Consider the following 20,040-nt stretch of genomic DNA (forward strand, 5'->3'; position numbering starts at 1 on the left):
TCAGTTCAAGATCAGCCCTTTTGCGGCTTGATCTTGAAAGCCAAAAAGCGGACGGACGCCACCCGGTTCAGCCGTGTACAAGAAGCGCTGGCGCCATTCGGGTTTGTCCAAGAGCAGGAGCAACTCCCAGCATTTCATGGGCTTGCCGGCAGGTCGAGGTTGGATCACGAGGCGCAGCTGTTCGTTGACGCGGGTTTCTTGGAAGGTCGCGATGTTTTGCGTGGTGTCAGCAACCTTAATGCGGACTTGGGTGTTTTTGGGATAGTCGTGCAACAATTGAAGCAGATCTAAAACGCGCATCAGAAACGCCCCTTATAGTCGTTCAGCGTCTTCAGCCCGGAAGCCAGCACGATGATGAGCTGTTCGAAGTGTGAGTTTTGGGTCACCGGGCGCTTGGCAGAATAGATGTAGCGTGCCCAGTCGCGCTGCTGGTCGGCTGAAAGCTGGGCGAAGTGGGCGTCGTGTTGCGGCGCCGTGTGATGCAGACGCGCTTTGAGCTCGGGGATGCGCTGGGCGTAATCGTCTTGGGCAAGCCAGCAGATGTCGACCAGATTTTTTGCGTCATCAAACGCGACCGTTCGCAAATATTTCAGGCCGGTGTGGTCGATCTGGCCGGTGGTTTTGTCGGGGCTGAGGGTTTTGAGAACAGCGCTTTTGCTAAACCGGTTGGGATATAACAAGTAGGCGTGCCCGGTTTTGGCCAACAGGCGGTCGCTTGCCAGCGTCTTGATTTGGGCCGCCAAGGCTTTGAGATCCTTGGCGATCATGACCCGCAGATCGACAGTTGCCGTGGGTGTGGTCGAAAAGGTCGTGATGTTGAGCTGAGCGGCCAGTCTTGCAGGCATGGCGATGTTGTGAAAACGAGTAAGGTAAAGCTGATGAAAATCTGCCATGACGAATCCTCCCATTGGTGGTGACGCGTTGCCTCTATTGTACACAAAAGCACCGTTGTGGCATAACCCGACTTGGTGGGCGTGCTACAACGGCGGCTGGCGTTAAGCGGTTTGAAACAGTTGCGCGAGTGTCTTGATGATCTGCAGACGTGGCAAGGGACCCTCTGCGGCAAAGCCCGGCCACAATAGTTCCAGCGCCTGGGCTTGGGCGAGACAATCGCTGAGGCTCAGGTTGCGGTCAGCGAGCGGCTGGCGGCTGCGCATCAAGATGCTGAACAGCTCACTGGGAGTCAAGGCAGCCGCTAAGCGCACGCAATGTTTTGGCATTGTCGCCGCGTCGAGCAGGTGTAAGTCTGCGGCGGCTTGGACATAAGGCGCAAAATACGAATCTGCATCGACATCGGCGTAATCGGCGACGTAATAGCGGTTGTGCCAGTCTGGCAAGAGGTGAGGCAAGAGATATAAGAATTCTCCTCGCGAAAGCGGCTTGTCGGGATAAAACGGCACGGTCGGATCGATCAAACCAAGTTGGCGGGCCCAGGTGACGGCTTGGGTGGTAAAGGCATCAAGGTGCGTCAAGCCGGTGCGGTCCCAGCCGGTGTTTTTGTTCAAGGGCTGGGCTTTGGCCCGTTGCTGTTGTGCTTTGGTCGGCTGATCTAAGCGCAACATTGGCGTGTGGGCGACATAAGGCGTCAAGGGATTGGGCGTGGCCAATAATAACTGGGCGATCCAGGTGGCGACAAAACCGGCACCGGCGTCGTTTGGATGGGCCCCATCGATGAAATATTGATGTAAATCGAGCTGGTCTTGAAGCTGACAAAGCGCGGAAAACGACAGCTGGTGCAGATCGATCACCGGCACGTGCATGAGCTTGCCAATGTGGCGGATGCTGGCGGCGTAATCGTCGAGATAATCAAAGCGCCCGTCTGGCCCGGTCGTCGGCAGGCGGCTCAGCGAGGTCACCAGTAGCGGTTGCGCTTGCGCTTTGCGGACAGTGGTGATGAAGTTGCGCAGGTTGGTGGCGTAGCCGGAAAATGGTTGCAAGGCCATCCGTTTTTGATCGTTGTGCCCAAAATGCCACATGACGATGTCGCCTGGTTGCAGTTGGTTTAAGATCAATTGCCAGTGGCCGCAATCGCTAAACGTCTGTGATGTCATGCCGTTGTGGGCCTGATTATCCACCGCGACGTCGTGCAAAACTAATTCTAGTTGTTGCCCGAAGCCACACCCATGGCCGCTAGGCGTGTAAGGGACGCCGGCTTCGTTGTCGGCGGCGATCGAATCGCCTGCGATGAAAAGCGTTGGCACCTTGGCCGGCGTGATCGTCACGCTTTTGATCCCGGCTTCCCCATCGAGCGAATAGACGCTGACGGCCAGCAGGTGTGACGTGGCAGGTTTGCCGCCGGGTTCTTGAACGTAAGGACCGAGGTGAACGACCCCGTGGATCGTGGTTGTCGTGTGCGGGGCGACAGATAACGCGCGGGCGATTAGGTGGCGCCTGCCGAGCGTGACCTGCAAGTTGGTGAGCGGTTGATCAGCCGCCGCGATCGTGATCGCCACCTTGTAATTCCCGAGTTCAGCGACGTCTGCCCCGAAGATCACCGGGACGCCGGCGGCCAGGCTGAAGACGCCTTCGTTGCGCGCAACCAAGGCGGGAATGGTGCCGGTGCTGATCCAGCCACCGTTAGCATTGAAAGTCCGCGGTTCGTCTGGCGTGCCAGGGGTCAAAAGGCCAAACCCGACAGTGGCATCATAAAGGGCCGTGGTTAGATTAAAGGTTTGAGAACCCATAGTAGTCATCTCCTTGTTTTTAGTATAGCGCTTACAAAAAGACACGCGTACAGAGTAACAGGTCAAGACTACAGAACTATTGTCCACTGCACCGGGTCATGCAGACGAAAGAAACTGAACGCATGGTTGTTCGCGCCTGCGTTCAGCTATACACTGAACTAAAAGGAGGGACGCCAATGGCAACGACAAAACAGCGGGTCTTGACTGCGTTACTTGACCGAGCGCCTGAATGGCAGTCTGGCGACGGCCTGGCTCAAGAACTGGGGCTAAGTCGGGAATCGGTTTGGAAAGCGATCACCACTTTGCGCAAGCAAGGCCACCAGATCGAAGCGCGTAAGAGTCAAGGTTATCGCTATCTTGGCAGCGACCATCTCGACGCTGACGTGATCGGGTTTTATATGCGCACGACGACACATCTGGAGGTGGCGTCTGAAGCCACGTCGACGCAAGATGCCGCCAAGCGCTGGCTGGCAAATCAAGCGACACCTGAACCCGCGGTGTTTGTCGCGGATGCCCAAACCGCAGGCTATGGACGCCGCGGGCGGACGTTTTATTCGCCGGCGGCAACCGGGTTGTATTTAAGCGTGGTGTTGCCTAACGCCGGCCAAGACCTCAGCCAGGTCGGCTTGTTGACGACCGGGGTGGCGACCGCCGTCGTCGAGGTGCTACAGGAATTTTATCCCCAGGCGGCGTTGGGGCTGAAGTGGGTCAACGACATTGTCGCTAACGGCCACAAAGTCGGCGGTATTTTGTGTGAAGCCGTCTTGGCGTTAGAGTCAGCGACGACCCCGGCGTTTGTCGTTGGCATCGGGTTAAACTTGGCGACGACAGATTTTCCGCCGGCACTGCAGGCAATCGCTGGTGCCATCAGCCATGAAATTAGCAATCGCAACCGGCTGGCCGCGGCCATCAGCCAAGTCGTGCTGGCGATGGCGGTGGATTACAGATCAGGCGCGTTTTTGCCGACGTATCGCGCGTTGTCAACGGTAATCGGCCGGCAGGTGACGTTAGCGCTGGGGACTCGCGAGGTCACCGGTTTGGTGCTTGGCATCGCAGACAACGGTGGCTTGCGTCTGCAAACCGCCAACGGTGAAGAAACTTACACCAGCGGCGAGGTGATCAAGGTGGCTGTCGATGGTTAAAAAATGCCGCTGGCGCACGACCGAGAAGGTCTGCGTCAGCGGCATTGGTTTATGCGATCGTTGCTGAAAGCTGTTCGATCTGTTGTTCGGTTTGGTCCAAGAAGGCGACCATCTGGTGCAAGGCCGTCGGTTTGGCGATGTCGACACCGGCAACGGCGGCTTCATCAATCGGCGGCTTGCTGTCGCCCAGCTGCAAGAAGGCCAGCCAATCAGCAACGGCGTGCGAGTCGCCTTGTTGCAGGCGTAAAAAGGCCCCGGTCGACACGACCATGCTGGCGGAATAGGTGTACGAATACAGCCCCATGTAATAGTGGGATTGCCGCATCCAAGTCAGCTCCGGTGCGCCAAAACTCAGATCGACGCTGTCGCCCCAGAATTGCTTGAGGACGTCCAGCTTAATGGCATTGAGTTTGGTGGCATCGAAACTTTCACCGTTGTCGATGAGCCGGTAGACTTCACGCTGGAAGGCGGCCTCGAGCAGGTGGGTAACACAGTTGTGAAAATAGGTGTCGTTGAGCAGCCGCGACAAGGCAAAACGGCGCAGGCGCGGTTCATCGGCTTCTTTGAGGAGTTGCTTGGTGAGCAACAGTTCGTGGAAGGTAGATGGGGCTTCGACGATGTACCATGACGGTTCGTGACCGAGGATGCTGTGGTGCTCGTCTGCAAGCGTCATCTGACCGCAGTGGCCGAGTTCGTGGATCAGTGTGTACAAGGCCGGCAGGGAATCTTGCCAGGTCATCAACACATAAGGATGCTTGCCATAAGGGGCGGTGGCAAAGGCACCGGATTCTTTACCAACGTTAGCGGCAAAATCGATCCAGCGTTCTGGAAAAGCCGCCGCGATCCGTGCTTGATAATCCGCTCCCAGCGGCGCCAAAGCTGCCTTAATCAGATCTGGGGCCGCTTGGCGGGTGACTGTCGGCGCGTAGTCAGGGTCGAGGTCTGCTTGCAGATCTGTATACGTGATACGATCTAACCCGCGCACGTCCTGTAGGTGCTTGATGTAGCGGCGCATGACCGGGGCCAGATCGTTCATTAAGACATCGATTTGGCGATCGAATAATTTTTTCGGGACCTCTTGTTCCGCGAGCAAATAGTCGATGACGGAATCATACCCGCGCAGCGTCGCCAAGGTTTTTTCTTTAGTGACCTGCGCGTAGTAACCGGCGGCCATCGTGTTTTGAAATTGGGCTAAGACCTGGCAGAACTTGAGGTAGGCCGCGCGGCGAACTTCGGGGTCGGGATGTTTTTGGTAGCGCTCTTCGTACAGCGTGAACGATAGCGGATATTCGCGACCGGCGACGGTGAAGGTGCCAAAGTCCATGTCGGCGCCAACGGTTTGGCTGCGGATGGCATCAGGGGTGTCCAGCACTGGCGCCAGCTCGGCCAGCGCCTGTTCGGTTTGAGGCGCCAGGCGCGCTTGTTGCGCCTGTTCAATGTGGCGGATGAACGCCGCGTGGTCGACGGAAGTCTGCGCGACGGCTTCAAGGGTCGCCTGCGGCTGGTCGATCAGCTCTGCTTCGACAAAATTCAGCTGGGCGTCTTGATGGGCGAGCAAGCGTTCCACGCGCTTGGCCCGTTTTGCCGCGGTTGGGTCTGTCGAGTCAGCGCTTTGGGGCAAAAACGCGTAGTGGTCGAGGTGATCCGCGATCGTCAGCAGGTTGGCATAGTCGTCTAAGGCGTCGATGATCACCGCCGGTTCGTTCAGCCGGTCGGTATAGATGTGGATAAAGTCAGCGGTGAGTTCTTGCAGGCGGCGAATGGCTTGTTCAAACGCCGTTTCGTTGGGATAAATCGCTGTGAGATCCCAAGCATCTTTGGGATCGATCTCTTGTCGGGTCGGTAATGCCATCTGATCCTCTCCTTTTGGGTTAGGTTGCTTCCAGTATAGCCCAACAGCCAACCCGTGCGTGACGGATTGGCTGTTGTTTGCGTACTTATTTCGTGACGTCGCCGCCGAAGAACTGCTTGGAAAGCTTGGATTCAGTGCCATTGGCTTTTAGCTTCTTGAGGGCTTTGTCGACGCCTGCTTGGAGCTTGGGATCTTTTTTCTGCAAGAGCCCACGTGCCGGCATCGGCGTGATTGCTGAACCGACCGAGATCAAGCGGATGTTGGCCTTTGGGTTTTGCTTGAGATACGCATAAAACGATGCCGCATCGTTGACGGTACCGTCTGCGCGACCTTGTTCGACCAAGGCGATTGCTTGCGAGAAGCCATCGACTGGCACGACCTTACCACCGAGCTTGCGCACGTTGGCTGCGTTGTTGGTCGTCACGGCTTCGGCCATTTTCTTGCCTTTGATGTCGCTGATGGCGTTGATTGTGGTGTTGTTTTTCTTCACCGCCAGTTGCGACTTGCCAGAAGTGTAAGCCTGAGTGAAGGCGTACTTCTTGGCGCGTTGCGGTGTCTTGGCGACGTTGTTGAGGATCAAGTCGTATTTATCGACATCAAGTCCTGCGATCAAAGAATCCCACTTGGTTTCAACAAAAACGGGTTTCAGCTTCATCTCCTTGGCAACAGCACGGCCGAGTTCGACTTCAAAGCCGGTGAGCTTGCCATCTTTATGGTAACTGTAAGGCTGGTAGGTGCCTTCCAGCCCGATGGTGAGCGTGCCCGGCTTCACCAATTCAGAATCGATGCCGGATGTTTTCGTGGCTGTCTTGCCGCAGGCGGCCAGCCCGAACAATAGCGCAAAGCTGGCGAGTGCCAGCGTTAACTTCTTAAACAAAATAGTGCCTCCTCATAAGTATCACATGATGACCCGAAGATTCAGTATACCGGACTTACTTTTAGTCGGCAACTTTCTTGAGAAAAGTCTCATCAGTATCTATTCAAACGAATATAGAAAAGGTAAACTGGCTGTAGTGATTCTAATCTGCTTGGGAGGGTGTAGCATGGAAATTGATAATAATCAACTCGTGGCACGCTATTATGATCTGCAGGCACAAAATGCAGGCGCTTTTGCTGCGGTCAACGACTACATTATGTCGCAACTGGGGGAACTGTATGATGATCTGTTGGTCAGCTTCGCGGACACGGTCGTTTTTCAACTCGACGACGCCATGGCCGCCGCAGAAAAAGCCGGCTTGAAGCTGGATCCGGCGGAAGCCGAGATCGCCGTGACTAATTATGTGTTGAAGACGGTCGATAGCTTGGGGCTATGGATTCAACCGCAAGAGGAGTCTGATCCCAATACGATCGTTGCCAAACTCAACTTTGGTAACCGCAGCCGTTATTATTGATCGCCAAAAATAAGGCGTCACACCGGATTTTCCGATGTGGCGCCTGTTTGTTTTGACGATTAATGCAGTTTCAACAGTGAAAGCAAGATCAAGGCGGCGCAGGTTTGCAAGGTACCGACGCCCAGACCGTACAACAAGAACTTGCGGCCTTGTTGCATGAACTTGGCGAAATTCAGGCGCAACCCGATGGCGGCCAAGGCGGTGGTTTCAAACCAGCCGGAAACCCCGTGGGCGGCGGAACCAAACAACGCAGGGAGGTCGACGGCGGAGTTCAGCACGCATAATAAGAGAAACGCCAAGACGTACCAAGGAATCGGTAACCGCCGTTTGGCCGTGGTGCTTTGCGGCTGGCCGTGGCGGACTTTGCGGGAGAAAACGGTGACGACCACCACCAACATGATGATGCGGGTGATCTTAAACAACATCGCGTATTTGACGGTGGCGGCACTCAGCAGGCTGGCCCCGGCGACGACTTGGCCGACAGATTGCAGCGTGCCGCCGAGCAAGGCGCTTTTGGCCAGCAGGTTGTCACCAAAAACGGCAACGCCAAGCCAAGGCAGTGTCAGCATCATGACGGTGCCCAACAGGTTGACCAAGGTGATGATCTGGCCTTTTTCTTCGTCGTCGGCGCCAATGGCAGGTGCGATCGCGCCGATGGCACTCGAGCCGCACACGGCGTTGCCGCCCGCCATCATCAAGGCGCCGGTTTCGCTGAAGCCCAGGCGGCGGCCGAGTTGATAAGCACCAAAGATCACGATGGTCATCATTGCCCAGACGTAGATCAAACCGCGCCAACCCATTTGGGCGATCGTCTGGAAGGTGACAGTCAAGCCGAGCAAGACGACCGAGTATTCCAGCAGTCGGCTTTCAGCGAATTTGGTGCCCACGCTCAAGCTGGGCTGTTTGAAATAAACGTTGCCCAACAAGATGCCCAACAAGATGGCGATGGTGGCGCCGCCGACTTGCGGCAACAATAGGCCCAGTCCTTTGGCCGCAACGGCCACGACGACAGACAGGCCGAGCCCAGGTAAGACGCCGCGGATCGAAGCGGTAGCAGAAGTCGTAGTTTCCATTAAAATCGTTCTCCATTTCAATAAGTGATGAAACTTATTATACGAGGGATTTTCCATCGGCGGGATTGATTGCTATAATAACAGCTATCAATAAATGTGATGGATAGCACGCGAAGGGAGAACGCGATTGAAGAATCTGGCGACATTCAAAATGGTCTATGAGACTCGAAGTTTTTCCAAGGCCGCCGCGATGTTGTTCATCGCCCAGCCGACCGTCTCGGCCCAAATCAAACAGCTGGAAGCCGAGTTTCACACCCAGTTGTTTATTCGCAACGGGCGCGGCGAACTGGGGCTAACGACCGCCGCAGACGATTTGTATGCAGAAGTGACCCAGATCTTGGCAGATTGGGATGAGCTCCACCTGCGCTTAGGAAGCAGCCGCCAGCACAGTCGCGTGCGCCTGGCCGCTTCACACACGTTTGCGATGTATCTGTTACCGGAATTGTTGCCGCTACTGTACGCGCGCTATCCGGAAGTGGCGTTTTCTGTCACGATGGCCAACTCTTTTGAGGTCCAAACCGCGCTGTTGAATCACGACGCGGACCTGGGTTTCATCGAAAAACCGTTAGCATCGCGCGAGTTAGCCCGGCTGACGCTGATGCCTGATCAGCTGGTGCGGGTCGGGCACGGCGGGCCTTGGCTGGTGCGCGAGGCGGAATCAGGGGTGGCCTATTACACCCGGCGGTATCTGGCAGAGTTGAACAATCAAGCGCCGGTGCTTGAAGTGGCGTCTAATGCGGTAATCACCCAATTGTTGCAGGCGGGCTTTGGCCAGTCGATCGTGTCGTCGCGTGCGACTGCAGGCCTGCCGGCGGTGTCGTTAGGGCCGGCGTATGTCCGCCATTTTTATTTGCTGACGCGTAAAGCCGATCGTCCCGGTTGTGCAGAAGCGGTCGAGGCGTGGGCCAAGAAGCGACAATAAGCGAATTCATCCTTTGTTCTCATGTTCTGCCGCCGCGTCTTGGTATAATAGAGGTGGAGCATGATAGCCTTTACATATTCGGGTGAAGGCTGTGGCTGAAAGGAGTGGCAACTGATGAGTGATACAAGAATCTTAGTGGCAACTGATGGGTCTGATTCCTCTGCGGTGGCGCTGCAAAAAGCGGCGATGATCGCGCTTGATGAAGGCTGGGGGATCGACTTGCTTAATGTGATCGACACGCGGCAATATACGGCTGGATTTGGCCAAACCGGGTCGGTGGACGGCAAGTTGCTCTATGATGCCGAGCAACGTGCCCAAAAGCACCTCGACGATCTGCTACAACCGCTGATCGCCCAAGGCATCGATGCCAAGCCGCACCTGCGCTTCGGGTCGCCACGATCGGTTATCGCGTTTGACGCGGTGAAGGATTATCACACTGGGCTCGTGGTCATTGGGCGTTCCAGCAAGAAATTAGTCAGTCGGATGTTTATCGGTTCTGTCGCCAGCTTCGTCGTGGAAAACGCGGCGTGCGATGTCTTGATCGTCGCCAACCCTGACGTGGCAAAAGATTAAAAAACGCGTTCAAGCCGGCCACATGGGGCGGACTTGAACGCGTTTTGTTAGCGCCAGTGGATGCGTGCTAATACGCGCTTGCCCAGGAATTCTTGCAACAGCGTGTAGACGATCGGCGTGGTGGCAATCAGCGGGCCGTAGATCAACAAGCGATCGAAGCGCCACAGATCGGTGAGCGAAAAAATGTTGCCGGCAATGAAGAAAATGCCAAACAAGGCGAACACCAACACGATGATCATGGCGGACTTATAGCGGTTAAACGGGCGTGCGACCAAGAACAAGACATGAAACTCGATGACGCCGATCAGCAACACGACCAAAGTCGAGGTGGTGGCGAAGCTCCAATGGAAGAAATATTCGCCCCAGGTCAACACCAAGGTGTAGATCACGATCGCCACGGCTCCAGGCGCCGCGATCGTCATCACCTTTTGCATGAACTGGCCTTCCACCCGGGAAAAATTAGGCACCAGCGTCAGGAAAAATGACGGGATGGCGACTGCGACCGCTGATACCGGCGTCAAGTTGATCGGCGTGATCGGATAATCAAGTGGCAAAAAGACGAAGATCGCCGTGAGGATGACCGAGAAGATCGTCTTGACCAGATACATTGACGCGACGCGCTCGATGTTGTTGATGACGCGGCGGCCTTCGTTCAAGACGCCGTTCATCGCGTCAAAGTTGGAATCTAGCAACACGAAATCGGCAATGCTCTTGGCGGCTTCCGCGCCGCTGGCCATCGCGATACCACAGTCAGCTTGGCGCAAGGCCAACACGTCGTTAACCCCGTCACCGGTCATGGCAACGGTGTGGCCGGCGGTTTGCAGCGCGGCGATCAACCGTTTTTTCTGCGGCGGCGTGACGCGCCCGAAGACGGTGTTGCTGGTGGCCAACGCCTGATAATCCGCGTCGTCGGCGACGGTAGACATGTCGACGAACGCATCCGCGGTGGTCAGCCCGGCGGTTTGGGCGATGTGGGCGACGGTCAAGGGACTGTCGCCGGAGATGACCTTGAGATCGACACCTTGAGTATTGAAGAACTTGAAGGTGCTCGCGGCGGTGTCGCGGATCTCATCGGCGATGATGATAAAGCCCAACAGCTGTAGCTTGGGTAGCGTCGGGGTGAGCGCGCCAAGCCCTTGGGCGACGGCCAGCACACGCAGGCCTTCTCGGGCGGCATGGGCGACGCGTTGGCGGCTGGCGTCGTCGAGGCGATCACCAAAGACGAACTCAGGTGCACCCACCACCACGCTTTGGCCGCTGGCCAAGGTGACGCCGGAATACTTGCGGGCGCTTGAAAACGGCAGGGTGGCAGTGGTTGCGATCTGCGGATCTGGATATGCCGCCTTGATTGCCATGGCGGTTTCGTTATTGTCGTTTAAGGTATAGATCACAGCTGAGGCGGCTTTGGTCAAGTCGGCTTCAGTCACGCCGGAAGCGGGCTGGGCGTCTGTCACCTTGAGATGGCCGGAGGTGATGGTGCCGGTCTTGTCCAGACAGATCGTGTCGACGCGCGCCAGCGACTCGATCGCCGGCAAGGCACGCACCAGCACGTTTTGGTTGGCGAGGTTGCGAGATGATACCGCCAAGGCGACGTTGGTCAATAACACCAGCCCTTCTGGAATCATTCCGATCACCGCGGCGCTGGTCGACAATACCGCACGGTTATAGACCCCGCGCCGGATCATCGACACGGTAAACAGCGCGACGCCCAAGGGGATGAGGACGTAGGTCAGCACCCGGATGATGCGGTTGATCGTCGCCAACAGCTGGCTGCGGGTTTCACTGCCTTGCTTGGCTTCCAGCGACAGCTTGGCGGCAAAGGTCTTAGCACCCACCGCCGTGACCTGCATGACCGCGTTGCCGGCGACGATGAAGCTGCCAGACAGTAATTTGTCGCTTGTTTGTTTGGCGATGGGGTCGGATTCGCCGGTAAGCGGCGATTCGTCGACTTCGACGCCAGCGGTTTGGCAAACAAAGCCGTCGACTGGGATCTGATCGCCGCGATGCAAGAGCAAAATATCGCCGACGACAAGGTCAGCCTGATCGATCTGTTGTTCCTTGCCGCCACGGCGAACCGTGACCGGTGTTGCCGCGAGGATCTGCATGGCGTCGAGCTTTTTCTTGGCGCGGATCTCTTGGAAAGTCCCGATCGCGGTGTTGATGATCGCGACGCCTAAAAATAAGAGATTCTTGTAACTACCGGTGGTGACAATAAGGGCCCCGAGGGCGAGATTGACGAAGTTGAACAGCGTCAAAGTGTTTTGGGCAATGATCTGGCCGACACTGGCGGTCAAAGGCGCCAGTGCCGTGTTGCGCTCGGCGGCTTGCACCGCCGCTTCATCTAACCCGGATCGGGGATCTGTGATGGTTGCCATCGCTTCGCCTTCCTTCTTGTTTCTATTGTACTCAATCACGGCGGGTTTGTGGTGCGGCGGAGGACCGAGTTAACACAACTTTTGCAAAATTGTAGGTAAGCGCTGTAAAATACCTATAGAGACATCAGATCATGGTGTCTGGCGGATGAAGGAAGTGGTCGGATTGGCAAAGTATAATCCAGATGGCACGCGGTTTATCACCTTGGATAACGGGTACCATTTGTGGACACAAACCACCGGTAGCGGTGAGATTCAGCTGTTGACGTTGCACGGCGGGCCCGGCGGCACCAACGAAGTCTTTGAAAACTTTGGTGCGTGTCTGGCACCATACGGCGTGCGGGTGACGCGGTACGATCAGTTGGGGTCGTGGTTCTCAGATCAACCGGATTTCACCGACCCGAAGAATCGCGCGCGCTTTTTGAACATCGATTATTATGTCCAAGAAGTCGAAGCCGTGCGTCAAAAGCTCGGGCTGTTGCAGTTTTTCCTATTAGGACAGTCTTGGGGCGGGGTATTGGCGATCGAATACGCACTGCGCTATCCCGAGCACCTGGCAGGGGTGATCTTGTCGAGCATGATCGACAACCTTGAGGAATACATCGTCAACGTCAACGCGATCCGCGAGCAGATGTTTGACGCGGACACGCTGGCTTATATGCATGATGTCGAAGCCCGCCACGCGTTTGCCGAACCGCGGTATCAGCAGCTGGTGGCAAAACTAGGCGAGCAACACCTGCACCGGCAAGCAGATCCGCAGCCGCGGCATTTGCTCTCGACGCTGGCGAAGCCGGTGTACAATCATTTTCAAGGCGACAACGAGTTCGTGATGGTTGGCGCGTTGAAAGACTGGGATCGCCGCGGTGATCTCAAAGATATCCACGTTCCGGCTTATCTGACGTTTGGCGCGCGCGACACCATGCCGCTTGACGCGGCCGAGCGGATGGCCCAAGAGTTGCCCGATGCCACTTTACACATCACGCCTGATGCCGGACACGGTCAGATGCTCGACAACCCAGATGATTACTTTGCACATTTGGGGGCGTGGTTGCAACAACAGGTAAAATGAGGTCACACACGACAAGCGTAAAGGAGAACGATATGTTCAAAGATACGAAGGCACTCATTACCAAAGTCGTCGACACAACAACGGAACCGATCGAGACGTTCGATCAAACTGTGAGGGATAACCCAGAGCTGGTGTTGCCGCTGGCGGCGTTGCATGCCAGCGTTGTCGTCGCCAGCATCGCGGCGGCCACAGCGGTGATCTGCGGGGCCCAGCAGGTGCGTATCGCCAAGGAACAAACCAAGCAGATCCGCGCCAAAGCGATGCTAGAATTTCATGGCAAGCACCATCCAGGCGGCCATCACGGCGGCTGTCACGGGGGGCATCATGTTCATCACCACGATGGCCCTCACGACGGGTTTCATGAGCATCACGGTCACATGCCCCACATGCCCCACATGCCTAAGCGTTTGATGGGTCAGCACCCGGGCAAACCGGCACCAGCTGAGGTTTGATGATAGCCCAGACACATTCCTAATTGAATTCTCATCTCAATTGCGGGACAATAGTTGCAATCACTTATTTGGAGGTTGCACTATGCCCGCTATTTTTGTCCGTCCAGGAACGACGGCTGATATTCCCGCCATCATGGCGATCATTGCTTCTGCACGCGCCTTTTTGGGCGCCCAACGCATTAATCAATGGCAAGGGACTTACCCTGACCAGCCGGCTGTCGAACAAGACATTGCCGACGAAACCAACCGCGTGTTAGTGGTCGACGGCCGTGTTGCCGGCACGGCCAGTCTGCTCGACGGGCCGGATCCGTTTTACAAGCGGATCGATGGCGACGGTTGGCAAGGATCGAAACCGTATATGATGATCCACCGCTTTGCGCTTGACGGCCATTATCGTGGCCAACAGCTCAGTCGGTTTTTCATGAGCAACCTGACTTCTGAGGCCTACGCGCTGGGCTATCGCGATCTGCGAATCGACACGCACGCGCAGAATCAGATCATGCAACACGTGATTGCGGCGGCGGGGTATCAATTCCGCGGCATCGTCTATCTCGATGAACCAGTGCCGGAACGCAACGCCTATCAGCTGTTATTAGATTGATGGTGGGTAAGAAAGAAGGGGTCGTTTGGGTTATCTGGGAACGTTAGCGTTGATCTTGGTCACGACGTTGTTTTTTAGCCACTTCAGCCTCAAATTTGGTATCCCGGCAGTGATCGGCCAGCTTTTGGCTGGCGTCTTGTTGGGACCGGCTTTGCTCAATTGGGTGCAGCCCACGACGTTTGTCGGTGATTTTGCTGAAATCGGCGTGATCTTTTTGATGTTTATCGCTGGGCTGGAGTCCGACCTATCGATGTTGAAAAAGTATTTCCGTCCGGGCATGCTGGTCGCGGTGATCGGGGTAATCGTGCCGGTAGTCACCATTTTTGCGTTCAGCCGGCTGTGGGGCTTCAACTTCGTGGCGGCGAGTTTCTTGGGCATCACCTTTGCGGCGACGTCAGTATCGATTTCTGTTGAAGTCCTCAAAGAACTGCAGGCGCTAGACACCAGAAGCGGCGCCACGATCCTCGGCGCGGCGGTGGTCGACGATATTTTGACGGTAATCATCTTGAGTGTCGCTGTCGGGATCTTTGGCACCGGCAAGCAGGTGACGACCATGCCGCTGTGGCTGTCGCTAGTGGCGCAGTTGGCGTATTTTGGCGTGATCTATCTGGTCGTGAAGTGGGCGGCGCCGTATCTGATGCATCTGGCTGAGCGCCTATTCCCGAGTTCTGCCGTGACAGTGATGTCGTTGCTGTTGTGTTTAGGCATGGCATATCTGGCCGATGGGTTGGGGATGTCGGCGGTGATCGGGGCCTTTTTTGCCGGTGTGGCAGTTTCTACGACGCCTTATCGCCATGAAGTCGACAGCAGCTTGACGGCCATCGGTTACGGGCTCTTCATTCCGGTGTTCTTCGTGTCGATCGGCTTAAACATGCGCTTAGATGGCTTGGCGCGCGATGTCTGGTTCATTGTCATCTTGACGGGCTTGGCCTTGGTGACCAAGTGGGTCGGTTGCGGCTTGGGGTCGCGACTCGCACACCAGTCTTGGGGGGATGCCAACGTTGTCGGCGCCGGTATGGTGTCACGCGGAGAAATGGCGCTGATCGTCGCACAGATCGGTTTTGACGCCCACTTGTTGCACGAAGACTTTTATTCCAGCGTCATCATCGTCATCATCTTGACGACGTTGATCGCACCGTTTTTATTAAAAGGGGCGCTCAGACGTCTGCAAGCTTGAACGCGGCCGTCGCACTTTCTGCGACGGCTGTTTTCGGCTATAATCGACATATCACATTGAAAATGGAGTCCTTATGAAACAGTTATTTTTTGATTTTGATGGCACGATCGCCAATTCTGAGCCCGGCATCGTGCACGGTATCCAATACATGTTGCAAAAAATGAGCCTGCCGGCGTTGACGGCGGCGCAATACCGCACGTTTATCGGGCCGTCGTTGACCAGTAGTCTCAAGCGCTATTTTCCACAGCTGTCTGACGCGGATTGTACCCAGGCCGTCAAGTTCTATCAAGAAATTTATGTCCAAAGCGGGATCTTCGAGCTGACCTTGTATCCCGGGGTGTTGCCGGCGCTGGAGCGGCTGCAAAGCGCAGACTATCAACTGAATATCGCCTCGGCCAAGCCTGAGGTGATGGTCAAGCGAATCGTCGAGCATTTTGACCTCGGGCATTATTTCGCGGGGATCTATGGTGCGACGCTCGATGAATCGATCCGCTCCACCAAAACTGCCGTGCTGGCCTACGGACTCGCCCAAAGTGGCGCCACGGCGGCGACTAGTCTGATGATCGGCGATCGCGACACCGACATGCAAGGCGGGCGCGCCAACCACATGCGCACGCTCGGGGTGACTTACGGGTTTGGCAGCGATGCCGAACTCAGACAGGCTCAGGCAACCGCGATCATTCAACAACCGGCGGAATTGCCGACCGGCGTCGCCAAGCTTTACGCCTAGGAGGACAAGCATGCAGTTAGAAGTCAACTTAACGCCAACAGCGACGACCGTCGTGTTGCCAGACAACCAAGGCCAGGTGATATTTACCACAAAAGCGCGGCCGCTTGACGCCCGCGAGTTGCGCCTGAACGTGAGCGATGGGCATCTGGCTGGTTTTGGCGACGGTGAAGCCACCGAGATGGTTTTCATCAGCGTGCCTTGGACCAGCGAGCCGGCGTATGTCCAGCGCGGCTTGGCCGGCGAAGCCATTCCTGCGGCCCAAGTGGCGTATGTCGATGCGCTCAAGCAGATCCTCACCCGCTTCGGCGTGGCCTTGGCCGCACCGGCGAAGAAAAAGCCTGCCAAAGCGCGCCACCGCTTCGTCAAAAGCCTGAGCACGATGCCTTTTCACGTGACCCGCAACAACAGCGTTGCCACCGTGTATTGGACGGCCCGCAACGAGATGACAATCAAGGCCGGCGCGAAGCTGACGGCCGAGAAGATCATGAACAAAGACGGTTCACCGCGCTACGGCACGAAGTATGGTGACAAGCTACGCGACGATCATCGAGACCAGATCACAGATTTCACCACGACCGAAGATATTGGGTTGCGTAGTGTTAATGAAGTGGGTTTATTCTTATATTATGGTGATACCAACGGGTGGCTCGAGCTCGTGAACGATTCAGGGCAGACGCTAGACGAGCTGACCCGAGTCGACTAAGAAAGTTTTTACAGGAGGTATGAGGTGCGTCGAAAATTGACCATAACCATCGTTAGTGTGATCGTGATCGTTTTGATCGGGGTCTTGGCGGCCAGCATGTATTTTTATCAGGTGGCATTTGTGCCTAGCAAAAAAGGTTTTTTGAGCACCAGCACACCGCGCATCCAGCGCTCTGCTGAAAAGTGGTTAAAAACCGTCCCTAAGCAGACCTGGACTGAAGAAGCCGCTGGCGCGAAATTGCGGCTGGTGGCGGATTATGTCCCGGCTGCGCACAAAAGCACGCAAACCGTCGTGATTGCTCATGGTTACATGGGCAAAAAAGAAGACATGGCTGCTCGCATCCGGATGTTTCACGACGCTGGATTCAACGTGCTGGCGCCGGATGATCGCGGCCACGGCCAATCTCAAGGCAAATACATCGGTTACGGCTGGCCCGATCGCTTGGATTATCTGAAGTGGCTACATAAGCTCATCAAAAACGTCGGGGCTAACCAGCACATTGCGCTTTACGGCGAGTCGATGGGTGGGGCGACGGTGATGTATCTGGCCGGCGAAAGATTACCGAAGCAGGTCCAGGCGATCGTCGAAGATTGCGGCTACACCAGTATCGAAGACGAGCTGGCCTACCAGGCCAAAAGCATGTATCACTTGCCTAAGTGGCCGTTGGTGCCGGCGGTCGTGGCGTATGCCTCGCTCAAAACAGGATATGATGTTGGTGCGGCTGTGGCGCCAAAGCAACTCGCCAAAAACACGCGGCCGATCATGTTCATTCACGGCACCAACGATAAGTTCGTGCCAACGTATATGGTCAAGACCAACTACAAGGCGACGCATGCGAAAAAAACGCTGTGGCTGGTCAAAGGTGCGGGTCACGCCCAGAGCTATTATCATGACCCCAAGCTTTATGCCAAGCGGGTCATCGGCTGGATCGAAACCAGCTTCCAACAAACGGGCAAGGAGTAAGGAAAATGCGGGAGATTTCTGCGACCAGCCGCTGTTGGCTGGCGTTTTTCGGATTGATTCAGTGCGTGTTGGTGGTGGTGTTTGCCACCGCCTTAGGGTTCACCTTGACCATCGGGACGCCTAAGCGCGTCACCGCAGAACTGACGCGCGGGCAGAGTCGCGCGGCGTTGACGACTGCCTTGAATCACCAACTGGTCAAAGACGCCCAGGCCGGCGGCTTGATGTTGCCGGCACACACGACGCTGGTCACCGAAGCGCAAACCGCAACCTTGGTGCGGCAGACGGTTGCCGCCGGCGCTGATTTTAAACGGGAAGTGGCGGTGCAGCCGACCATCGCTGTGGCCCAACGGCGCGCTCGGCAGGTGGCAAGGGAGCATCATTTAACACCAGATTCGGCGCAATGGCGGGTGATCGACGCGTCGATTCAGACCGGGTTGACCAAGACAATGACCGATTTGATGCAAACCGGCGTTGGTGTGGCTTACGGCATGGTCGTGTTGATCTTTCAGACGATGACGATCGTCGCGGCGATCCTGATGGTCATTACCATGGGGTTGATGGGCTTGACGGCACACAGCTTTCGTCGCTGGCTGCGGGTCAACGGCCGGATACTGTATGGGATTGGTTTTCTCGGTGGCGTTGGGGCGTTGCTTGCCGGCGTCCCGGCGCTGAGTGCGACGTGGCGCTTGGCGAAGTCTCCTGTTGGCATCGTCAGTCAATTGATGCAGGCGTTTGCGCCCACTTGGCAACACGTCGCAGGTGGCGTTGTGCTTGTTGGGTTACTGTTGGCCGGGACGGCGTATCTTTTCAGGAACAATTCTAAAAAATATAAAATCAGTTCATAAAAATATCGTTTTTAACACCTATGATAAAAAATCGTAGGTGTTATTTAATTACTTAACAAGCCAATGTTACCAAGGATAAGCCATTTTTAAAATGAGATTCTATCTATTTTTGCGATAAATACTTGCATAACCTATCGCCGCAAGCTATAGTTGCAAAGTTGAAAGCACACAACATGATCAGTCGTAATAATGGTTTGAGGAAAGTGAGGTATTGTGACTATAAGGCGACCGTAGTCGGGTCGCATGGAGTGTATGTCGCAATAGGCGATAACGATCACCAATGTCTGGGGGGACGGCGGTGGTCATCAGTTATTGCCAGCAGTGTGTAAGTAGCGGCTTTTGCCGCACATCACAAGTTAGGGGACTTGATGAATTTTAAGAACAAAATGATCGCTCTGGGAGCTACAGTATTAGTTGCCGGTGGTCTTGGTGTGGCAACAGTAACGGCGCAAGCAAATGTCGGGGCTGTTCCTACATCGACGAGTGTGTCGACGTCAAAATCAAATAAGACGGTCGGCAAGGTTAGTGTGTCTGCAAAGCAAAAAACGGTGACCGTCAAAAAGGCTTCCGAGAAGAAAGCTGCTTCTAAGAAAGTTGCGACTAAAAAAGCTGTTGCGACGAAGGCTGCCATTAAGAAGGCCGCTGCAAAGAAAGTAGCAACGAAAAAAGCAGCCGCAGCTAAAGCTAAAGCGGCCAGTGTTGCGACCTCAGCAAGCAAGGCGTCGCAAACAAGTACAGCGCAACATGGCGTCACTAACCAACACGTCAACAGCCAGTCAACCAGTAGCGTTGCAACCAGTCAACGTACTGCGACTCGCCAAAACACTGCTGTCCGCACGCAAGCGCGTGTGACGCCAGCAGTGCAAACACCAGCACAAAAGGCAGCCGCTAAAGCAGCCAGCATCCGCGCGACGACCGGCGAAACTTACGTCGGCACGATTTCTGGTGCCGGTCATTCGACCGATGTCGTTCAAGGCAGCATGAGCCGGACATCTGCGCCTGCGCAACCTGGCTTGGCAATGACTTGGGGTGGCGCTACCCGGTTGTCCACAACCGATGGCTTGACCTCAGAAATCGCCGGTCACGCTCGGAGCACGACGTTCTCTTGGATCATGAGCCTGGGTGTGGGTAGCACCGTTTCTGTCACCGACAGCAATGGTAATTCTCGCAGCTATACTGTTTATGCCACAGACGATGTGAACGATGATTCTTACTCTGTGAAAAATGGTAAAGACCAATACAACGCCATTACTAGCGCCGGCCAAGGCGAAGCGGTCGTTTTACAAACCTGTATCTCCAATACGGTCAACCGGATCGTTTGGGCACATTAAAAACATGTATTGCATAAAGCCTCGGCGTACCCATCTTGTGGGTTTCGCCGAGGCTTTTGTGTCGCAAATGCCATTGAGAAAACGGTTTACATTGTGTTATGATGAATGGGAAAAAAGTTGTTCAGTGAGGCACCTATTAGGTGGCGAGCGGCGGCTTGGT

20 protein-coding genes are annotated in these 20,040 nt (G+C 55.6%); 13 read left to right on the forward strand and 7 right to left on the reverse strand.

Annotation, left to right across the window (positions count from 1 at the left end; genetic code table 11):
- From ACYVRB_RS09110 to ACYVRB_RS09120, 3 genes are all read right to left on the reverse strand, one after another.
- A complete protein-coding gene (locus tag ACYVRB_RS09110; RefSeq protein ID WP_461214942.1) occupies nucleotides 1–300 on the reverse strand; it encodes a hypothetical protein in 300 nt (99 codons plus the stop codon).
- Entirely contained in the window at nucleotides 300–893 is a 594-nt protein-coding gene (locus tag ACYVRB_RS09115; protein WP_461214943.1) for a YdeI/OmpD-associated family protein, read from the reverse strand. The genes ACYVRB_RS09110 and ACYVRB_RS09115 overlap by 1 nt, the downstream gene beginning before the upstream one ends.
- 102 nt (nucleotides 894–995) lie before the next feature.
- Nucleotides 996–2,684, reverse strand: a complete 1,689-nt coding sequence (locus ACYVRB_RS09120; RefSeq protein WP_461214944.1) for a GDSL-type esterase/lipase family protein — start codon at nucleotides 2,682–2,684, stop codon at nucleotides 996–998.
- A gap of 176 nt (nucleotides 2,685–2,860) precedes the next feature.
- Between ACYVRB_RS09120 and ACYVRB_RS09125 the strand changes: the two genes are divergently transcribed.
- On the forward strand, nucleotides 2,861–3,826 hold the full coding sequence (locus tag ACYVRB_RS09125; protein WP_461214946.1) for a biotin--[acetyl-CoA-carboxylase] ligase: 966 nt from the start codon (nucleotides 2,861–2,863) through the stop codon (nucleotides 3,824–3,826).
- Nucleotides 3,827–3,875: 49 nt separating this feature from the next.
- On the opposite strand, the gene pepF is transcribed toward ACYVRB_RS09125, so the two are convergent.
- Together pepF and ACYVRB_RS09135 are read right to left on the reverse strand one after the other, a co-directional pair.
- On the reverse strand, nucleotides 3,876–5,678 hold the full coding sequence (gene pepF, locus ACYVRB_RS09130) for an oligoendopeptidase F (RefSeq protein WP_461214947.1): 1,803 nt from the start codon (nucleotides 5,676–5,678) through the stop codon (nucleotides 3,876–3,878).
- A gap of 85 nt (nucleotides 5,679–5,763) precedes the next feature.
- On the reverse strand, nucleotides 5,764–6,555 hold the full coding sequence (locus ACYVRB_RS09135) for a transporter substrate-binding domain-containing protein (RefSeq protein WP_461214949.1): 792 nt from the start codon (nucleotides 6,553–6,555) through the stop codon (nucleotides 5,764–5,766).
- Nucleotides 6,556–6,721: 166 nt separating this feature from the next.
- Here ACYVRB_RS09135 and ACYVRB_RS09140 point away from each other — a divergent pair, with 166 nt between their 5' ends.
- The gene (locus tag ACYVRB_RS09140; RefSeq protein WP_461214950.1) at nucleotides 6,722–7,069 is read left to right on the forward strand and encodes a hypothetical protein; all 348 of its coding nucleotides are present in this window, start codon (nucleotides 6,722–6,724) and stop codon (nucleotides 7,067–7,069) included.
- Between the two features lie 59 nt (nucleotides 7,070–7,128).
- Here the strand turns inward: ACYVRB_RS09140 and ACYVRB_RS09145 are convergent, their stop codons facing one another.
- Nucleotides 7,129–8,142 (reverse strand): YeiH family protein, encoded by a 1,014-nt coding sequence (locus ACYVRB_RS09145; RefSeq protein ID WP_461214951.1) that lies wholly within the window; start codon nucleotides 8,140–8,142, stop codon nucleotides 7,129–7,131.
- Between the two features lie 127 nt (nucleotides 8,143–8,269).
- Between ACYVRB_RS09145 and ACYVRB_RS09150 the strand changes: the two genes are divergently transcribed.
- On the forward strand, nucleotides 8,270–9,064 hold the full coding sequence (locus ACYVRB_RS09150; RefSeq protein ID WP_461214952.1) for a LysR substrate-binding domain-containing protein: 795 nt from the start codon (nucleotides 8,270–8,272) through the stop codon (nucleotides 9,062–9,064).
- Nucleotides 9,065–9,178: 114 nt separating this feature from the next.
- Nucleotides 9,179–9,637 carry a universal stress protein gene (locus ACYVRB_RS09155; RefSeq protein ID WP_461214953.1) on the forward strand — a complete coding sequence of 153 codons (459 nt, stop codon included), beginning with the start codon at nucleotides 9,179–9,181 and terminating at the stop codon, nucleotides 9,635–9,637.
- 47 nt (nucleotides 9,638–9,684) lie between these two features.
- On the opposite strand, the gene ACYVRB_RS09160 is transcribed toward ACYVRB_RS09155, so the two are convergent.
- Nucleotides 9,685–12,012 (reverse strand): HAD-IC family P-type ATPase, encoded by a 2,328-nt coding sequence (locus tag ACYVRB_RS09160; protein ID WP_461214954.1) that lies wholly within the window; start codon nucleotides 12,010–12,012, stop codon nucleotides 9,685–9,687.
- Between the two features lie 163 nt (nucleotides 12,013–12,175).
- Here ACYVRB_RS09160 and ACYVRB_RS09165 point away from each other — a divergent pair, with 163 nt between their 5' ends.
- The 9 genes from ACYVRB_RS09165 to ACYVRB_RS09205 all read left to right on the forward strand — a co-directional run bounded on the left by ACYVRB_RS09165 (nucleotide 12,176) and on the right by ACYVRB_RS09205 (nucleotide 19,880).
- On the forward strand, nucleotides 12,176–13,078 hold the full coding sequence (locus tag ACYVRB_RS09165; RefSeq protein WP_461214955.1) for a proline iminopeptidase-family hydrolase: 903 nt from the start codon (nucleotides 12,176–12,178) through the stop codon (nucleotides 13,076–13,078).
- A gap of 32 nt (nucleotides 13,079–13,110) precedes the next feature.
- Complete coding sequence (locus tag ACYVRB_RS09170) at nucleotides 13,111–13,530, forward strand: hypothetical protein (RefSeq protein WP_461214957.1); 420 nt, start codon at nucleotides 13,111–13,113, stop codon at nucleotides 13,528–13,530.
- An 82-nt stretch (nucleotides 13,531–13,612) separates the two neighbouring features.
- Complete coding sequence (locus ACYVRB_RS09175; RefSeq protein WP_461214959.1) at nucleotides 13,613–14,131, forward strand: GNAT family N-acetyltransferase; 519 nt, start codon at nucleotides 13,613–13,615, stop codon at nucleotides 14,129–14,131.
- A gap of 25 nt (nucleotides 14,132–14,156) precedes the next feature.
- A complete protein-coding gene (locus tag ACYVRB_RS09180) occupies nucleotides 14,157–15,308 on the forward strand; it encodes a cation:proton antiporter (RefSeq protein WP_461214960.1) in 1,152 nt (383 codons plus the stop codon).
- A 73-nt stretch (nucleotides 15,309–15,381) separates the two neighbouring features.
- Entirely contained in the window at nucleotides 15,382–16,038 is a 657-nt protein-coding gene (locus tag ACYVRB_RS09185; protein WP_461214962.1) for an HAD hydrolase-like protein, read from the forward strand.
- Between the two features lie 10 nt (nucleotides 16,039–16,048).
- The gene (locus ACYVRB_RS09190; RefSeq protein WP_461214964.1) at nucleotides 16,049–16,741 is read left to right on the forward strand and encodes a hypothetical protein; all 693 of its coding nucleotides are present in this window, start codon (nucleotides 16,049–16,051) and stop codon (nucleotides 16,739–16,741) included.
- 24 nt (nucleotides 16,742–16,765) lie between these two features.
- The gene (locus tag ACYVRB_RS09195) at nucleotides 16,766–17,704 is read left to right on the forward strand and encodes an alpha/beta hydrolase (RefSeq protein ID WP_461214966.1); all 939 of its coding nucleotides are present in this window, start codon (nucleotides 16,766–16,768) and stop codon (nucleotides 17,702–17,704) included.
- A 5-nt stretch (nucleotides 17,705–17,709) separates the two neighbouring features.
- Nucleotides 17,710–18,549, forward strand: coding sequence for a hypothetical protein (locus tag ACYVRB_RS09200; RefSeq protein ID WP_461214967.1), 840 nt, complete (start codon nucleotides 17,710–17,712; stop codon nucleotides 18,547–18,549).
- 431 nt (nucleotides 18,550–18,980) lie between these two features.
- Nucleotides 18,981–19,880 (forward strand): sortase domain-containing protein, encoded by a 900-nt coding sequence (locus ACYVRB_RS09205; RefSeq protein ID WP_461214969.1) that lies wholly within the window; start codon nucleotides 18,981–18,983, stop codon nucleotides 19,878–19,880.
- Nucleotides 19,881–20,040: the final 160 nt, after the last annotated feature.

It is taken from the genome of Lacticaseibacillus boliensis, assembly GCF_054784775.1.